The 15,232-nt window shown below is 72.6% G+C and carries 12 protein-coding genes; 7 read left to right on the top strand and 5 right to left on the bottom strand.

The annotated features are described in order from the left end of the window. Positions 1-182 precede the first annotated feature (182 nt). Positions 183-362 carry a DUF5708 family protein gene (locus ACFV1J_RS07860; RefSeq protein ID WP_261956826.1) on the top strand — a complete coding sequence of 60 codons (180 nt, stop codon included), beginning with the start codon at positions 183-185 and terminating at the stop codon, positions 360-362. A 690-nt stretch (positions 363-1,052) separates the two neighbouring features. On the opposite strand, the gene ACFV1J_RS07855 is transcribed toward ACFV1J_RS07860, so the two are convergent. After that, positions 1,053-2,357: a helix-turn-helix domain-containing protein gene (locus ACFV1J_RS07855; protein ID WP_385856372.1), complete on the bottom strand. Its 1,305-nt coding sequence runs from the start codon at positions 2,355-2,357 to the stop codon at positions 1,053-1,055. A 496-nt stretch (positions 2,358-2,853) separates the two neighbouring features. On the opposite strand from ACFV1J_RS07855, the gene ACFV1J_RS07850 reads away from it, so the two are divergent. Together ACFV1J_RS07850 and ACFV1J_RS07845 are read left to right on the top strand one after the other, a co-directional pair. After that, the gene (locus ACFV1J_RS07850; RefSeq protein ID WP_385856371.1) at positions 2,854-3,522 is read left to right on the top strand and encodes a DUF1707 domain-containing protein; all 669 of its coding nucleotides are present in this window, start codon (positions 2,854-2,856) and stop codon (positions 3,520-3,522) included. Positions 3,523-3,536: 14 nt separating this feature from the next. After that, complete coding sequence (locus tag ACFV1J_RS07845) at positions 3,537-4,379, top strand: ABC transporter permease (RefSeq protein WP_385856370.1); 843 nt, start codon at positions 3,537-3,539, stop codon at positions 4,377-4,379. 235 nt (positions 4,380-4,614) lie between these two features. Here ACFV1J_RS07845 and ACFV1J_RS07840 read toward each other — a convergent pair whose 3' ends face one another. Further along, positions 4,615-6,339: a thiamine pyrophosphate-binding protein gene (locus ACFV1J_RS07840; RefSeq protein WP_385856369.1), complete on the bottom strand. Its 1,725-nt coding sequence runs from the start codon at positions 6,337-6,339 to the stop codon at positions 4,615-4,617. Continuing rightward, positions 6,336-7,577 (bottom strand): aldehyde dehydrogenase family protein, encoded by a 1,242-nt coding sequence (locus ACFV1J_RS07835; RefSeq protein WP_385856368.1) that lies wholly within the window; start codon positions 7,575-7,577, stop codon positions 6,336-6,338. The genes ACFV1J_RS07840 and ACFV1J_RS07835 overlap by 4 nt, the downstream gene beginning before the upstream one ends. Before the next feature lie 385 nt (positions 7,578-7,962). Here ACFV1J_RS07835 and ACFV1J_RS07830 point away from each other — a divergent pair, with 385 nt between their 5' ends. Beyond that, entirely contained in the window at positions 7,963-9,237 is a 1,275-nt protein-coding gene (locus ACFV1J_RS07830; protein ID WP_385856367.1) for a helix-turn-helix domain-containing protein, read from the top strand. Positions 9,238-10,205: 968 nt separating this feature from the next. Here ACFV1J_RS07830 and ACFV1J_RS07825 read toward each other — a convergent pair. Further along, positions 10,206-10,700, bottom strand: coding sequence for a 4'-phosphopantetheinyl transferase superfamily protein (locus tag ACFV1J_RS07825; RefSeq protein WP_385856366.1), 495 nt, complete (start codon positions 10,698-10,700; stop codon positions 10,206-10,208). Positions 10,701-11,376: 676 nt separating this feature from the next. Then, positions 11,377-11,631: an acyl carrier protein gene (locus tag ACFV1J_RS07820; protein ID WP_385856365.1), complete on the bottom strand. Its 255-nt coding sequence runs from the start codon at positions 11,629-11,631 to the stop codon at positions 11,377-11,379. 343 nt (positions 11,632-11,974) lie between these two features. Here ACFV1J_RS07820 and fabI point away from each other — a divergent pair, with 343 nt between their 5' ends. Genes fabI through ACFV1J_RS07805 form a run of 3 tightly spaced genes read left to right on the top strand, consistent with a single transcriptional unit; the run spans position 11,975 to position 15,038 of the window. Beyond that, positions 11,975-12,745 (top strand): enoyl-ACP reductase FabI, encoded by a 771-nt coding sequence (gene fabI, locus ACFV1J_RS07815; RefSeq protein WP_385856364.1) that lies wholly within the window; start codon positions 11,975-11,977, stop codon positions 12,743-12,745. Between the two features lie 6 nt (positions 12,746-12,751). Further along, a complete protein-coding gene (locus tag ACFV1J_RS07810) occupies positions 12,752-13,510 on the top strand; it encodes a MaoC family dehydratase (RefSeq protein ID WP_385856363.1) in 759 nt (252 codons plus the stop codon). A 19-nt stretch (positions 13,511-13,529) separates the two neighbouring features. After that, complete coding sequence (locus tag ACFV1J_RS07805; protein WP_385856362.1) at positions 13,530-15,038, top strand: class I adenylate-forming enzyme family protein; 1,509 nt, start codon at positions 13,530-13,532, stop codon at positions 15,036-15,038. Positions 15,039-15,232 lie beyond the last annotated feature (194 nt).

The following is a 15,232-nucleotide window of genomic DNA, read 5'->3' as shown; positions in this document are numbered from 1 at the left end:
GACGGCCCCCTGGTAGGGCCCGGCGTACATAGAAAGTGACAGACCGCGGGGCGGAAAGTGCCTACCTGCGGACGATCCGGAGGCCCTGCCGCGACGGGACGCTGGTGACTACCACCGCCCCGCGCCGGCCGGCCGGGGCGCCATCAGCGGAACCATCACCGGACAAGGAGACAAGGGAACCGATGAAGGGTATTGCGGTAGGCATTGTTCTGGCGGTCATCGGGCTGGTCCTGTGGCTGACCACCAAGGAAGTCGAGACGCCGATCGTCTCCCTGCACAAGGCGGGGCTCATCCTGGCGATCGTGGGCGGCGCGGAGGCCCTCTTCGCGCTCCTCGGATTGGGAAAGAAAGCTAATAAATGAGTGCGTCAATTACGTGCAATAACGACATAAGGGCATAACGCCCCACGGCCCTTTGCGCCGCCGCGGCGTCTTTCCGTCCCGGCGGTCGCCGGCCCACTTTTGCGACCGGTCGCACCGCAAATCCCGTTCACCGGCCATGTATATGCGGACCGCGGCCTTGCTTTTGCGCTCAACCATCCGGGTGCCGACGCCCGCTTTGGCGCCGGTACGGCCGTCCGCCGGGCTTTCCACCGCGGAGCTATCCACCGCCGGCCGCACAGGAGGCGATTGCCGGATTTGCTTTCGCCGGTTTGCTTTCGCGGCCGCGGGACGGCTGCGACGGCTCGACGACCAGTTCGCGGGGCGCCTTCGACAGGCTCACTTTCGCGGGTGCTGGGCGCCTTCGACAGGCTCACTTCCGCGGTCGCCGGGTGCCTTCGACAGGCTCATTCTCGCGGTCGCCGGGCGGCGGCTGCGACGGGCTCAACGACCCGTTCTCCGGACGGCTTCCGCAGGCTCGCCTTCGCGGCCGCCGGGCGCCTCGGTCAGGCCGCTTACGCGCACGTCAGAGCTGCGCCGGAGCCGTATGCGGGGCCGACTCCGAGCCGCTCCGGAGCCGTATGCGGAGCCGCTGCCGAGCCGCGGTGGGGCGCATTCAGGGCTTGTCAGGGCTGCCTTCCGGACCGCTTCAGGGCCGCCTGCGGGACCGCTTCAGAGTTGTTCCTGCGGCTGTCGGGCCGGGCTTTCGGCGAGCTGTACGAGCCGGTCCCGGGCCCGCTCGGCGTGCCGGTAAGCCTGGGCCCGCCGGAACAGGTCGGCGGCCTGCCGGTAGTGCCGGGCCGCCCGCTCCCGGTCCCCCACCCGCTCGCACGCCGCCGCGATCTCCAGGAGCGCGGCGGCCTTCTCATGACTGCGGCCCGTCTCGGGCAGCGCCGCCAACTCCTCGCCCAGGGCTGTCAGTCGGTCCCGGTCGCCGGACGCCTCCGCGCAGACCGCGTCCGCCGTGGTGAGCCAGAGCGGGAATTCCGGCTCCTGCGCCACCGAGGCGACCACCAGCCCGCGTTCGACGATGCTGCGCGCCGCCGCCCGCTCACCGCGGTGCAGCAACAGCAGCGCGTACTGGCCGTTGACCTTCTCCCACAGGGGGAACCCGGCGGCCGGGGTGACCCGGCGCGCGCACTCACCCAGCAGCTCGGTGGCCCGCTCCCACTCGCCCTGGTCGCGCAGCGCGAGCGCCCGGTGCAGGTCGATGGTGGCGCGCGGCCCGGGGAGGACACCGTCGGCCGGCGGGCGGGGGCGCTCGGGCTCGGGGGCCCAGTCCGGGCAGCCGCTCCAGTAGGCGCAGCGGGTGAGCACGTCGAGGACGAGCAGCAGGTGGAAACCGGTGCCGGGGCCGGTGGCCGGGCCGCCGCCGGGGCCCTGGCCGGTCCGGCGGTCGGTGCATTCGAGGTAGCCGGTGAGGGCGTAGCGCAGTCCGTCCTGCACCCGGCCGGCCGATTCCAGCAGGTCGGCGAGGGCGATCAGGGCGCGCAGCCGGGCCTCGGCGTACGGCGCGGGGGCGAGCGCGTCCAGCATCCGCAACAGGACGTCGGCGCCCTCGTCGGCGCGGCCGAGCGAGCCCAGTATTTCGGCAATGGCGAGCTGCGCCTCGGTAAATACGTCGTCCTGCCGGCCGGCCGGCTCCATCGAGGCCAGTGCGCGGAATTCTGAGAGCGCTCCCTCGGCGTCGCCGCCCTCCCATTGCCGGCGGGCCGCGACCAATCGTCCGACCAGGTCGAGCCGGCGGGCGAGGCCCGGGCTTTCGGCCGGCTGGGGGCTGCTGGAGATTTCGTCCACGCCGACGCCGAGGCGGGCCGCGAGGATCTTGAGCGCCCGACCACTGGGAATGCGCTTCCCGCGCTCGACCAGCGAGATGTAGCTGGATGACATATCGGACCCGGCAAGGTCGTGCTGTGTCATTCCCGCGCTGACCCGAAGCTCTTTGATTCGCCGCCCGGTGTCCGCCAGCTCAGGCATTCGACAAGCCCTCCGGATTTCGAACAGTGGATGACTCCGGCCGGTCGGATCAAATCGCCGAGTCACAATGAGTGCTGGGCACTTTACCAAGTAGTCAAGAAGAAGTCGACCGATATTCGGATTCCTTCACCGGTCTTCACCGGGCGTCACCGAGATCATTTCCCGCGTGACTACCGGAGCGGAAAACCGGCCGTCGAGTCCACCAAAGCCCGGCGAAGTCCACCGGACCGTCGAGGACCGGGAAGCCCGGCCCGCCCCGGCCCCCTCGCCCCGGGAAGCCGTGCCCGCCCGGGCCCCTCGCCCCGGCAGCCCGCACCGGCCCCGTTCCCGCGGCAGCCCCGTACGCCGCGGACGCTGCGTACACCGAACTGTGTGGCCGGGGCCGCGGGTCAACCTTTCGATGTAGTACCCCGCGCCGATGCCCGCGCCCGGCGCGACGTGGTGCGATGAGCACGCACACGCCCCACCACCGCCGGACCCCGCGGAGGCACCACCGATGACCCAGCCCCATCGCCCCGACCTGACCAAGGATGCGGCGCCCGCCTCCGCCTCCCCCGCCCCCTCCGCCTCCGCGCGTTCGGTGCTGGCGTCGGACGCCGAGCGGGAGGCCATGGTCGAGCGGCTCAGGGAGGCCACCGCGGAGGGCCGGTTAACCCTCGAAGAGCTCGCCGAGCGCTCCGAGGCGGCGTATCTCGCCCGGACCCGCGAGGAGTTGGCGTCCGTCGGCGAGGACCTCCCCCATGTCACGGCCCCCGCCACCGCCGGCTCCGGCCAGCGCTCCTTCCGCGCCCTCTTCGGCGACCTGGTCCACCACAGCCCCGCGCTGGACCACGGCATCGAGGCCACCGCGGTCCTCGGTGACCTCACCCTCGACCTGTGCTCCTCCCCCGCACCGCCGACCGGTGAGCTCACCATCCAGGCCAAGGCGCTCGTCGGCGATGTGCATCTGCTGCTCCCCGAGGGCGTCCGGGTGGAGATGAACTGCAGCAAGGTCTTCGGCGACCTCCGCGATCTGACCCGGGCGCACTCCGGCCCCGAGTCCGTCACCCCGCGCATCCGCGTGAACGGCTCCGCCGTCTTCGGCGACATCGTCGTCGCGCACCCCAGCAGCGACCGCCGCTCGTACTGGCAGAAGTGGCTGGACGAGCGCCGCGGCCGGGCCTGACCGGAGGAACAGCCGTGACGACCCTTCAGGCCGCGCCCGCCCCCGAGGCGCCCGCTGCCCTCCTCGACGAGGGCCGGATCGGACTGCGTGCGACCGCCCGGCACACCGGCGCGCTGGTCCGCCGCAACCTCCTCCAGATCCGGCAGAACCCGGAGTCGATGACCGACGCGCTGCTGATGCCGATCGTGCTGACGCTGCTGTTCGTCTACGTCTTCGGCGGGGTGATCGGCCGCGGCGGCAGTCGCGCCCAGTACACCGCCTTCCTGGTGCCGGGCCTGATGGTCATCCTCGGCATGACCATCGCCATGGCCGTCGGCACCGGCGTCAACGACGACTTCCGTACGGGCGTGATGGACCGCTTCCGCACGATGCCGATCGCCCGCTCCTCGATACTCCTCGCCAAGGTCGTGGTGGAGACGGGCCGGATGCTGGTCGCCATCACGGTCCTGCTGGTCGTCGCCGCCCTGCTCGGCTTCGACTTCTCCGGCCGCTGGCCCGGTATAGCCGCGGCCATCGGCCTGACCACCCTCTTCGGCACGTCGCTGATCTGGATATTCATGCTCCTCGGCCTGACCCTGCGCACCGCGCAGGCCATCCAGGGGCTCTCCGTCGTCGTGCTGACCCCGCTGCAGTTCGCCTCCTCGATCTTCGTCTCGCCCACGACGATGCCGGACTGGCTGGCCGCCTTCACCCGCGTCAACCCCCTGACCCACATGGCCGACGCGGCCCGCGGACTCGCCCTGGGCGAGGGGCCGGTGGCCGGCCCGGTGCTCTGGACGGTGGTGTGGTCGGTGGGCCTGACCGCGCTCACCGCCCCTCTGGCCGTCACCAAGTTCCGCCGCAAGACCACGAGCTGACACCGATCCGTACGAAAGGGAGCGCATCCCCCGTCACGCCCCCGGCGTGGCTCCCCGTACGAAGAAGACGTGGACCGGCCCCGCCCCCGGCTACCCCCGGGCCGGGGAAGGGGCCGGCCCACGCACACCCCGTCGCGCAGGCGGGCCGTAGCGGCCCGGGCGCCGGTGCAGGTGTCCGGATACGCACGTGGGGGCCGTGCCGCCCACGGCAGCACGGCCCCCAAAAGGCCAGGTCCTACTGCTCCTCCGCCCGCTCCGGGAAGTCGCCCGCCGCGCCCGTCATCCCCGGCGGGGTGTCCGACAGGGCGACCGCCACCTCGACGACGGACGTGGTGCCGGCGGCCACCTCGCGCCAGGCCGCGGCCAGCGCCTCGGCCAGCCGGTCGGGGTCCGTCACCCGGCGGTGGCCCAGGCCGTAGGCGCCGGTCAGGCCGTCGGTGCCGGTGGGCCGGGGGCGGGTGAAGGCGAAGCGGGAGTCCGGGCCGGAGACCCGGTCGAGGTTGGACTGCAGCCAGCCGTAACCGCCGTTGTCCAGGACGACGTAGAGCACGGCCGCACCGGCGTCCGCGACCGTCGGCAGCTCGGCGCGGAAGAGGTGGAAGGCGCCGTCACCCACCACCGCGACCACCGGCCGCCCGGCCGGCTCGGCCAGCCGTACGCCCACCGCGGCCGCCGCGCCGAAGCCCAGCGGCGTCTGCTCACTGGGGACGACGGAGCCGCCGCCGGCGCCGAGCGCGTAGTGCGGGAAGAAGTACGACCACATGTCCTGCAGGCCGTTCTCCTGGACCAGGACCCGGTCGGCGGGGACGGCCCGCTCCAGTTCGGCCAGCACCCGGGCGACCGGGACGGTGCCGTCCGGCGCCCGCTTCCCGGCCTCCTCGGCCCGGTCCGCGGCGCGCTGCGCCAGCGCGGTCCGTACGGAGCGGACCCGCTCGGCCCAGGCACCGGCCGGCCGGTGCCCGTCGAGCAGCCCGGTCCAGCCGTCCACGGTCGCGGCCACGTCCGCCAGGACGTACGCCCCCGGCCGGTCCAGGACCAGGCTCTCCTCGCCCAGGACGGCCTGGACGACGGGGAGTTGGTCCGCGCCCTCCGGCCAGCCGAAGGTGGCCGTCTCCTCCAGCCGGCTGCCCAGCGCGACGACCAGATCCGCCTCGCGCCACAGGGCGTCCGCCGGCGCGACGGTGTAGAGGCCGCTGACACCGCAGTGCAGCGGGTGGTCCTCGGCGACGGTGCCACGGCCGGAGGCGGTGGTGAAGATCCCGGCGCCCAGCCGCTCGGCGAGCCGCTCGATCCCGCGGTCCGCGTTGCGGTGCCGGGCACCCCCGCCGACCAGCAGCAACGGCCGTTCCGCTGCGGCGATCCGGGCCGCGGTCGCGGTCAGCGCGGCGGGGTCGGGGGCCGGTCGCTGGGGCACGGCAGGCCGCCAGGCCCCGGTACGGGGGACGGGTTCGCCGGCGATCTGCTCGGCGAGTTCGACGTAGACCGGCCCGGGGGTGCCGTTGACGGCGAGCGCGGCGGCCTTCTCCAGGGCGCCCGGCAACCGCTCGGCGTGGTCGACCCGGACCGCCCACTTCACGTACGGGCGGACCGCGGCCAGCTGGTCCAGCTCCTGGAAGGCGCCGGTGCCGACCCGGTCCAGCCGGGTGCCGTCGGCGATCAGGAGCAGCGGCACGGCGGCGGAGCGCGCCTCCAGCAGGCCGGTGAGCGCGTTGGTCACCGCCGGGCCCTTGCCGATCACGCAGACCCCGGGGCGGCCGGCGGCGAGCGCGTAACCGGTCGCCATGAAGACGGCGTTGCGCTGGTCGCGGCAGAGCACCACCCGGATGTCGGAGTCCTCCAGCGCGCCGAGCGGGGCCATGTCGTCGCCGGGCAGCCCGAAGACGGCGGTGGTGCCCAGGTGGTGGAGGTGGTCGGCGATGGCCGCCCAGGCGGACGGGTGGGCCGCGGTGTCCTGGCTCATCGGCCGTCTCCCGGGCGGTGTGCGGCGACGGCCTTGGAGATCAGTACGGGTTCGGCGCGCACTTCCCGGCCGTCGGAGATGTAGTTGGCCATCCGGCCGTAGCCGCCGAAGGGGGCGTTGCCGTCGTCGATGGACAGCAGGGTGGTGTCCAGGGTGACGGTGGTGCGCCGGCGGAGCGCCTCGACGAGGGCGGGGGCGTGGCCGTAGACGCTGGAGCCGAGGGCGCGCTCGGTGAAGGTGCCGGTGGTGAGGGTCGCGGCGAGGGTGTCCTCGTCGCGGTAGGAGGCGACGTTGAAGATCGGGGCGAAGAACTCCGGCACGTGGGTGCGCGGGGTGACCTCGTCGCCGACGACGACGGTGGGGTCGAGGCGGCGGGCCCGGAAGTCGACGTGCCCGCCGTGCACGATGCCGCCGCGGTTGCGGGCGAGGAACTGTGCGCCGTCCTCCAGCGCGTTTTCGTAGAAGATCGGCCCGAAGTCGGCGTCCGGGTCGGTGTACGGGCCGTAGCGCAGCCCCTTCAACTCGCTGACCAGGGCGTCCACGAACGGGTCGAGCAGCGACTCGTGGACGCTGAAGAGGTCCGGGCCCAGGCAGTCCTGGCCGGTGTTCAGGACGCGGATGGCGACGGCGTCCCGGGCGGCCTTTTCGACGTCGGCACCGGGGGCGACCACGAACGGGTTGACGCCGGAGCCGAGGAAGAGGAACAGCTGCCCGGGGGTGAGCCGGGCGCGGATCTGCTCGGCGTTGGCGTAGGCGCCGGTGAAGACGACGACGTCGGCCGGGCCGACGTGGTCCTGGAGGAACTCGCGCTGGCTGGCGGTGGTGAGGGTGATGGGCAGGCGGTGCTGCTCGGCCAGCAGGGCGTGCAGCCGGCGCATCTGGTCCTTGACCCGGCTGGAGGGCCGGAAGACCAGCCGCTCGGTGTAGAGGGCCGGGACCAGGAGGTAGAGGGCGTAGGAGTAGAGGATGACGTTCGACGGCATGAAGGCGGCCAGCCGGGGGACGCGGCCGGGCCGGTGGGTGGCCACCTCGTCCAGGGCCCCGTCGAGGGTGGCGACGGTGGACTCGATCTCGTAGCGCGCGGCGCTGTGGGTGGAGATCTCGCACAGCAGCGCGTGCACGGTGTCGGCGTTGTCCACCAGAAAGTCCCGGACCCGGTGCACGGCCGCCGCACGTCGGCCGTCGACACGGTCCTCCGGCTCGGCGGCCACGGTCGGCCATGCGGGAGCGGAGCTCATATGTCCCTCCTCGGGGCGTAGTCCATGGAGGGTCAGCGTCAGCCAATTGTCATTTATTGTCAAGTAAAGTCATTGCACTCGACCAGGCGTTGTGACAAGCGACCCCCGTCGTACCCCGACCGCAACCCTCGCCGCAGGCCCGCCGTTCCCCTCCCCACGAGCCCGAACACGCCTCCGAACTGTCGTAATGTCGGTCGCACCGACAAGAGGAATCCCGACCTCCGTAAGTGACAAAAAATGACTCCCCGGCGGAACGAAGGTCGTCCACAAGGGCCCCCGCGCGGGCGTCCGGTGAGTAGACTCGCCGTCATCACGTTCCGCCGGTCCGGAACGTCCGTACTCCGTCACTGTCCGTCCACCCAACTCAACTGCGAGCGATTCCTTGGTGATTGAGCAGCCTGCTTTCGGGAAGCGAGTGCGGGAGGTCCGCCGCGCGCAGGGCCTGTCCCAGGGGGACCTCGCCGGGGGCGATCTCTCGCCCAGCTACGTCTCGCTGGTCGAGAACGGCCGCAGAATCCCGAGCGCCAAGATCGCCCGGTCGATCGCCGAACGACTCGGCACGACCGTCGAGGCCCTGAGCGCCACCGAGGAGCCCGGCGCCCGGCTGACCCAACGCCTCGGCCTGGTCGGCCAGTTGGTGGCGGCCCGCGCCAGCCAGCTGGCCGGCGACTGGGCGGCGGCGCGGCGCCAGCTGGAGGCCGTGGTGGAGCAGGCCGGCGGCGCCGACCAGGACGAGGTGCGCTGGGAGGCCCACTGGGAGCTGGCCACCGTCCTCGGGCGGCTGGACGACCCGGCCCGCCATGAGGCCGCGCTGCGCCGGCTGCTCGACGACCCGCTCACCCGCACCGCGCCGGTGCTGCACGCCAGGGTCGCCATCGAACTCGCCCAGCTGCTGCGCACCGAGGGCCGCCTCCCCGAGGGCGTCCGCTTCGCCGAGGAGGCCGTACGGGTCACCGCCGAGCTGGAGCCCGGCCGCCCGGAGCGGGCCCAGGCCCGGATGGCGCTGCTGTCCGCGTCCGTCGACAGCGGCGAGTGGAACCGCGCCGAGCAGCTCGGCAAGGAGCTGCGCGCCGAGGCCGCACCGCTCCCGGCCGGCGAACTGCGGGCCGGCGCGCTGTGGGCGGTGGCCGGCGCACAGTATCTGGCCGGGCACCCGGACGAGGCCCTGGAACTCCTCGCCGAGGCCGAGGAGCTGCTCGCCACCACCGACGGCGTACGGCTCCGCCTCCGGCTGGCCCGCGCCCGTACGCTGCTGGCGCTCGCGGCCGGCCCGGAGGACGAGGCGGACGCCCTGCTCACCCGTGCCCGGCAGGCCACCGCGCTGGTCGCCACGCCCTCGGCCCGGACCTGGCTGGCCGTCCTGGAGACCGCCGCGGCACTGCGCCGCAACGACGCACCGGCGGCCGCCGGCCACGCCGCGCGGATCGACCTCACGGCCGGTGACCTGTCGCCGCTCGACCGCGCCCGCTGTCTGCTCCACCTGGCCCGCTCCCACCGCGCGGACCACCACGAAGAGGCCGCCGAGGCCGACTTCAAACTGGCCGCCGAGGGCTACGAACAGGCCGGCGCCTTCCGCCTGGCCCTGGAAACCTGGCGCGAACTCACCTCCGCCCCCCGCCGCCCGGAGGCTATGGACCCGCATGCGGTCCTCATGCCGTAGTTCCGCTTCGCGGTGCCCCGTACGTACCCGTCCGTCCCGCCGCGGGGCTTGCTCACCGTTGTGCTTTGCGGCGCCCCGCACGTACCTGTGCGACCCGCCGCGGGACTTGCTCGCCGTTGTGCTTTGTGGCGCCCCGCACGTACCTGTGCGTGCCGCCGCGGGGCTTGCTCACCGTTGCGCTTTGCGGCGCCGCCTACGTACTCGGCTGCAGCGGCGCGCTTGTTGCTCGCCGTTGCTCCCCCACTGCCTTAAAGGGCGTGGGAGGTACCCCCAGCGGCGGGCGTGGTGTTTTTGGGTGCGGTGACAGCCCTACAGACTTCGTCCTCCGGTCTGTCCCCTCCCGTGGGTGGGGGGTGAGAGGCCGGTGGGGGCGGGCGTCGTCATTCAGCCGTACCTTCGCGTCGTGCCGTACGTCGCGTCGTGCCGTACGTCGCGTCGTGCCGTGTCGGGAATACCTCCCCCGCCCGTTGAGTTGAGGCCCAGCAAGGGGCGCTCGCACCCCCTACGGGATGTGTTCGGCCTTCCCCTACGGGACCCCCACACCCACCCCCACCCACCCTTTCCCCTCCCACTCACGGGAGGGGCCGCGCCGCAGGACGAAGTCCGGAGGAGCGGCACCGCACCCGACAACCACCAGCCCGCCGCTGGGGGTACCTCCCACGCCCTTTAGGCAGTGGGGGAGCAACGGCGAGACGCCCCGGGGTGGGACAGAGAAGTACGTGCGAGGCGCCGCAAAGCGCGCAACGGCGAGCAGCCCCGCGGTGGGAAAGCCAGGTGCGTGCGGGGCGCCGCAAAGCGCAACGGCGAGACGCCCCGCGGCGCCGCAGACAGGTGCGTGCGGGGGCGCCGCGAAGCGCGACGGCGAGCAACCCCGACGGCGGGACAGACAGGTACGTGGGAGGCACCGCCAAGCGCGCAACGGTGAGCAAGCCCCGCGGCGGGACAGACGGGTACGTGGGAAGTCGTCCTCAGAGGCGCCAGGTGTGGAGGCCGGTGGCGGGGGTGAGGGTGGCCACGGAGGCGACCGTGCGCGGGCCGGTGGGGAGGTCGCGGACGTAGGCGATGCCGCCGGGGTGGGCCGGGGACGCCGGGATGACGACCTTGCCGTCGCGCGCCTCGCTCAGTGCGTCGATCTCGTCGGCGAGGGCCAGTCCGCCCCGGCCGGTCAGCCGCAGGGCCGCCTCCTTGCGGGTCCACAGCTGGGCCAGCCGGTGGGCCCGCCGGTTCTCCGGTGCCTCCTGGACGTAACGGCGCTCCAACGGGGTGAAGGGCAGGAGGAGTTCGCCGACCGGACCGCGCGGCACGGTGTGGACGGAGAGCGCCACCGGGAGGTCCCTGGCCACGGCGAGGAACTGGCGGCCGGGGTCGGTGGCGATGCCGAGGCAGAGACGCGCGCCCGGAGGCCAGCCGGCTACGGCCGGGGGTGCGGCGGAGACCGGGCGGCCGAACCCGTCGTGGGTCACCGGAATATCCCGCGGAGAACACTGGAGTAACCTGCCGAGAAATTCCGTCAGACAGCGCGTCTGGCGAATGTCTTCGCCGTCGGGCCGGAATATGTGTAATGCGCCGTCGGCTAATTCTTCGGTGCGATCCGGCTGCCACAAACCGTCGTCACCAGGCATGTTGGACGTGTCACCGGGGTCGGCATGTCTGAGTGAATGACCGCTCGGATGCGTGTCACAGAAAGGCTCGTCCCCCCGCATAGATCCCCTCGCACCATGTCTCCTTTCTGCGGGCCGATGACGTCCGCAGAAAGCAGTGCACTGAGTCGATTTGATTTACCGTTCGAGGATCCTCAAGGTAACCCTGGTCTATGCCTGCGTCAACAAGCGACGACCGAAAATCAACTCCGGTTTACTCATCGGCATTACTAAATTTCGCCAAGTTGTGGCCGAGGTTCCGTGCCGGGCGCTCTCCACCGTGGTCCGCCCGGGCCACCAGGGCGACTCGCGCAGGCCTTGGGCCTGCGAGGGAGCGACAACTGCCTGGCGTGCTGGGCGAGTTGATCTTTCTGACCGGTATTCACACGCGTCCGGCGTCCTTCGCGTCAGCGGTGCGCTCCTGCCGGACGAGGCCGTAAGCCGGCAGGAGCGCGCGCCGACGGAGGGGCCGCGTGGCGTAGGCGTTCCCGGGCGGGGGTCAGGACGCCAGCTGCTTCTCGATCCGGAGCACAATGTCCAAAACCCTACGCATGTCCTTCATTTCCTCTTCGGGAAGCGCGATCCCGAAGCGCTCCTCGGCGACCACGATCACCTCGGCCATGGCCAGGGAGTCCACGTCCAACTCCTCGACCAGGGACTTCTCTTCGGTCACCTCGGCCGGTACGACACCGGCCACCTCGTGCAGGATCTCGGCGAGCTGAGCAACGATCTCTTCTCGGGTCGGAACGGTCATGACGTTCACCTCTCTGTAAGGCACGGATGGGGCCACGGACCTACGGCCGGACGGGTGGCCGGGCCGACGGCCGGAGTGCGGCCGGATGGGTGGCCGGCGTAGCGCCGGGTGTACGGCCGGATGCACGGCGCCGCGCTGCCGCCCAGGCGGAGTGACGATGCGGGGCGGACGCCGGCGCGCCTACGTGACACCCGAGTCACTGTTTTGACTATGCTTGACTATTCCAGTCAACTGGAGGTCGGATAGGTTGTCAATGACGACCTATCAAGACCAAGGCCGGACAATGGCGTTGAGTTTTGTCCGGTGACTCTGAAGTCGAGGACGAGTCAGACGGAGGCACCGCATGAGCGGTCTGCTCGACGGAAAACAGCTGGTGATCACCGGCGTCATCACCGAAAGCTCGATCGCCTACGCGGTGGCCCGGCTCGCCCAGGAAGAGGGCGCCAAGATCGTCCTCACCGCGTACGGGCGGCCCAGTCTGGTCGCCCGGCTCGCCCGGCGGCTGCCGCAGGAACCCCCCGTCGTGGAACTGGACGTCACCGACGAAGCGCAGCTCAGCACGCTCGCCGAGCGGGTCGGCGCCCACCTCGACGGACTGGACGGCGTGCTGCACTCGGTCGCGCACGCCCCCGCCGCCTGTCTGGACGGCGGCTTCCTGACCGCCCCGTGGCGCGATGTGTCCGCCGCGCTGCACACCTCGACGTACTCCCTGGTGGCGCTCACCATGGCCTGCCGGCCATTACTGCGACCGGGCGCCTCCGTCGTCGGCGTGGACTTCGACGCCTCGCGGGCCTGGCCCGGTTACGACTGGATGGGCGTCGCCAAGGCCGGGCTGGAGGCGACTTCCCGCTATCTGGCGCGGGACCTCGGCGGCCAGGGCATACGGGCCAACCTCGTCGCGGCCGGCCCGTTGCGCACCCTGGCCGCACGGGGCATCGGCGGCGACGGCCCGTCCTTCGAGAAGAGCTGGTCGGCGCAGGCCCCCCTGGGCTGGGACCCGCAGAACGCGGAGCCGGTGGCACGTACCTGCCTGGCCCTGCTCTCGGACTGGCTGCCCGCCACCACCGGCGAGATCGTCCACGCGGACGGCGGCCACCACATGATCGGCGCCTGACGAGCGATGACGGGCAGATCGACCCCTGGCCCCGCCGCACGCCCGGCGCCCGGCACGGACACCGCCCCGCACAGCGGCACCGGCACCGGCACCGGCACCGGTCCGGGCCACGGCACCGGTCCGGGCCACGGCTCCCGTCCGGGCCACGGCACCCGCGGTACCGACCCGGACAGCGGCACACGCACCGGCCAGGCACCCGACGCCTTCCCCGGCGATCCGAACGCCTACACCCTCCCCGGCGATCCGAACGCCCACGCCCTCCCCGGCGATCCGAACGCCCACGCCCTCCCCGGCGACCCGTACGCCCGCGCCCTCCCGAGCGGCCCGGACGTGCTCCACTGCGGCCCCTATGTCCTCGACCGGACGCGGATCGCCGTGTTCGCCGCCGCGGTCGGCGATCCGCACCCCGCCTACACGGATCCGGCCGCCGCGCGCGCCCTCGGGTACCCGGACACCCTCGCCCCACCCACCTACCTCGTCACCCTGGCGGCGCGCGCCGAGGATCAACTCCTGCGGTCCCGGCCCGACATACCGGGTCTCGACGGCGCCGTGCACCGCGCGCAGAGCCTGCGCCACGCCCGCCCGGCCCACGCCGGCGACGTCCTGCACGCGACCGTCCGCCTCGCCGACGCCGCGTTCCTCGCCGGCCGCCGGCTCCTCACCCTCGACTGCGCCTTCCACGACGCGGACGGCCTGTGGGTGGCCACCACCACCTCCACGCTGATGTGCCGTCCCCTCGACCCCACGGGATCGGAGCACTCATGACCGACACCTCGGAGCACCCATGACCGACACCATCGCCCCTCCGGTCGCCGCCGCCCGGCTCGTCGACGGCACCGCGGCCCCGCGCGGCGGCACCGCCCGTCCCCTCGACGGACCGGCGCTCGGCCGCCGCCTGGCGGCCACCGCACACGCCCTGCACGGACTTGGCATCCGCGCCGGCGACCGGGTCCTGGTCCAGGGCGACAACAGCATCGACTACGTCGTGACGCTGCTGGCCCTGATGCGGCTGGACACCTCACTCGTCCCGCTCGACCACCGGCTCTCCGCCGCCGACGCCGCCGCGGCCGCCCGCCAGGCCCGGGCCCGCTGGCTGGTCACCGCCGCCGACCGCACCACCACCGGCTTCGCCGGCATACCCGACCACCGCGTCGTCCACTACCCGCACCTCGCCCCCGTACCGCCGGCGGCCGACGCCCCGCAGCACACCCCCGCGCCCGAGCCGGTGGCCCCCGGGGCCGACCCCCTCGCCGCCTGGTTCCGCCGCCCGGACGCGCTCGTCCTGTGGTCCTCGGGCACCACGGGACGCCCCAAGGGCATCGTCAAACCGGGCCACGCCGTCCTCGACAACTCGCTGCGCACCATCCAGGCCATGGGCTACCGGGCGGACGACGTCCTCGCACCGCTGCTGCCCTTCTCGCACCAGTACGGGCTCTCGGTCATCCTGCTGTGGTGGCTGGCCCGTTGCACCCTGCTGGTCACCCCGTACCAGCGGCTCGACGCGGCCGTCGGCCAGGCCGCCGCGCACGGCGCCACCGCCGTGGACGCCGCACCGTCCACCTACCACTCGCTGCTCGGCGTCGTCCGCCGCCGCCCGGAAGTACGCGCCGGTCTCGCCGGCGTCCGCATCTGGGGCGTGGGCGGCGCGCCCCTGCCGGCCCCCCTGGCCGAGGCCTTCCGCACGACGATGGGCCGTCCGTTGCTGGACGGCTACGGCCTGACGGAACTCGGCAACGTCGCACTGGCCACGCCCGACTCGCCGCACGGCTGCGGGCGCCCCCTGCCCGGCGTACGGCTGCGCGTGCTGCGCCCGGACGGCACCGTTGCCGCCCCCGGCGAACTCGGCGGCATCGAGGTGCGCTCCCCGGGCCTGATGGCCGGCTACCTCCACGAGGACGGCTCACTGCGTCCCGTCGACCCGGACGCCTGGTACCCGACGGCCGACCTCGGCCGTGTCGACGCCGACGGCACGGTGCGGGTGGTGGGCCGCAATCAGGCGGTGCACCGGCTCGGCTTCACGCTCTACCCCGAGAGCCTGGAGCGCCGTGCCGAGTCCTGCGGCCGCCCGGTCAAGGTCCTGGCGGTGGCGGACCAACGCCGCGGCAGCGCCCTGCACTTCGTCGTCGCGGACCCGGAGGGCGGGGCCCCGCTCACCTGGCGCCGGCGCCTCGCCGAGCACCTCGCGGAGTACGAACAGCCCAACGTGGTCCATGTCGTCGACCACTTCCCCCTCACCGCCAACGGAAAGCCGGACACGCGTGCGTTGCGTGCTCAGCTGGGGTTGGGGTCCTGAGGAAGGGAGCTCGATCCTCCGGGGAGGACGACTCTCAGGGGAGGACGACTCTCAGCGGAGTTGAACTCTCAAGTCTTGTGGTGTTGTTCCTGCGTCTGTGTCTGTGTCTACGCCTGTGTCTGCGTCTACGTCTGCGCCTACGTCTGCATCTGTGTCTAGCTCTGCGTCTGGATCTGCGTCTGGATCTGCGTCTG

The sequence above is a fragment of the Streptomyces sp. NPDC059649 genome (genome assembly GCF_042734445.1).
Taxonomy (GTDB): Bacteria; Actinomycetota; Actinomycetes; order Streptomycetales; family Streptomycetaceae; genus Streptomyces.
The sequence above is the reverse complement of the archived record's forward strand: the minus strand, read 5'-3'. Positions and strand labels throughout refer to the sequence as shown.

Bases quoted from the DNA above. Each gene is read 5' to 3' on its own strand.
- ACFV1J_RS07860 (WP_261956826.1), top strand. From the start codon at position 183: ATGAAGGGTATTGCGGTAGGCATTGTTCTGGCGGTCATCGGGCTGGTC.
- ACFV1J_RS07855 (WP_385856372.1), bottom strand. From the start codon at position 2,357: ATGCCTGAGCTGGCGGACACCGGGCGGCGAATCAAAGAGCTTCGGGTC.
- ACFV1J_RS07850 (WP_385856371.1), top strand. From the start codon at position 2,854: ATGACCCAGCCCCATCGCCCCGACCTGACCAAGGATGCGGCGCCCGCC.
- ACFV1J_RS07840 (WP_385856369.1), bottom strand. From the start codon at position 6,339: ATGAGCCAGGACACCGCGGCCCACCCGTCCGCCTGGGCGGCCATCGCC.
- ACFV1J_RS07835 (WP_385856368.1), bottom strand. From the start codon at position 7,577: ATGAGCTCCGCTCCCGCATGGCCGACCGTGGCCGCCGAGCCGGAGGAC.
- ACFV1J_RS07820 (WP_385856365.1), bottom strand. From the start codon at position 11,631: ATGACCGTTCCGACCCGAGAAGAGATCGTTGCTCAGCTCGCCGAGATC.
- fabI (WP_385856364.1), top strand. From the start codon at position 11,975: ATGAGCGGTCTGCTCGACGGAAAACAGCTGGTGATCACCGGCGTCATC.
- ACFV1J_RS07810 (WP_385856363.1), top strand. From the start codon at position 12,752: ATGACGGGCAGATCGACCCCTGGCCCCGCCGCACGCCCGGCGCCCGGC.
- ACFV1J_RS07805 (WP_385856362.1), top strand. From the start codon at position 13,530: ATGACCGACACCATCGCCCCTCCGGTCGCCGCCGCCCGGCTCGTCGAC.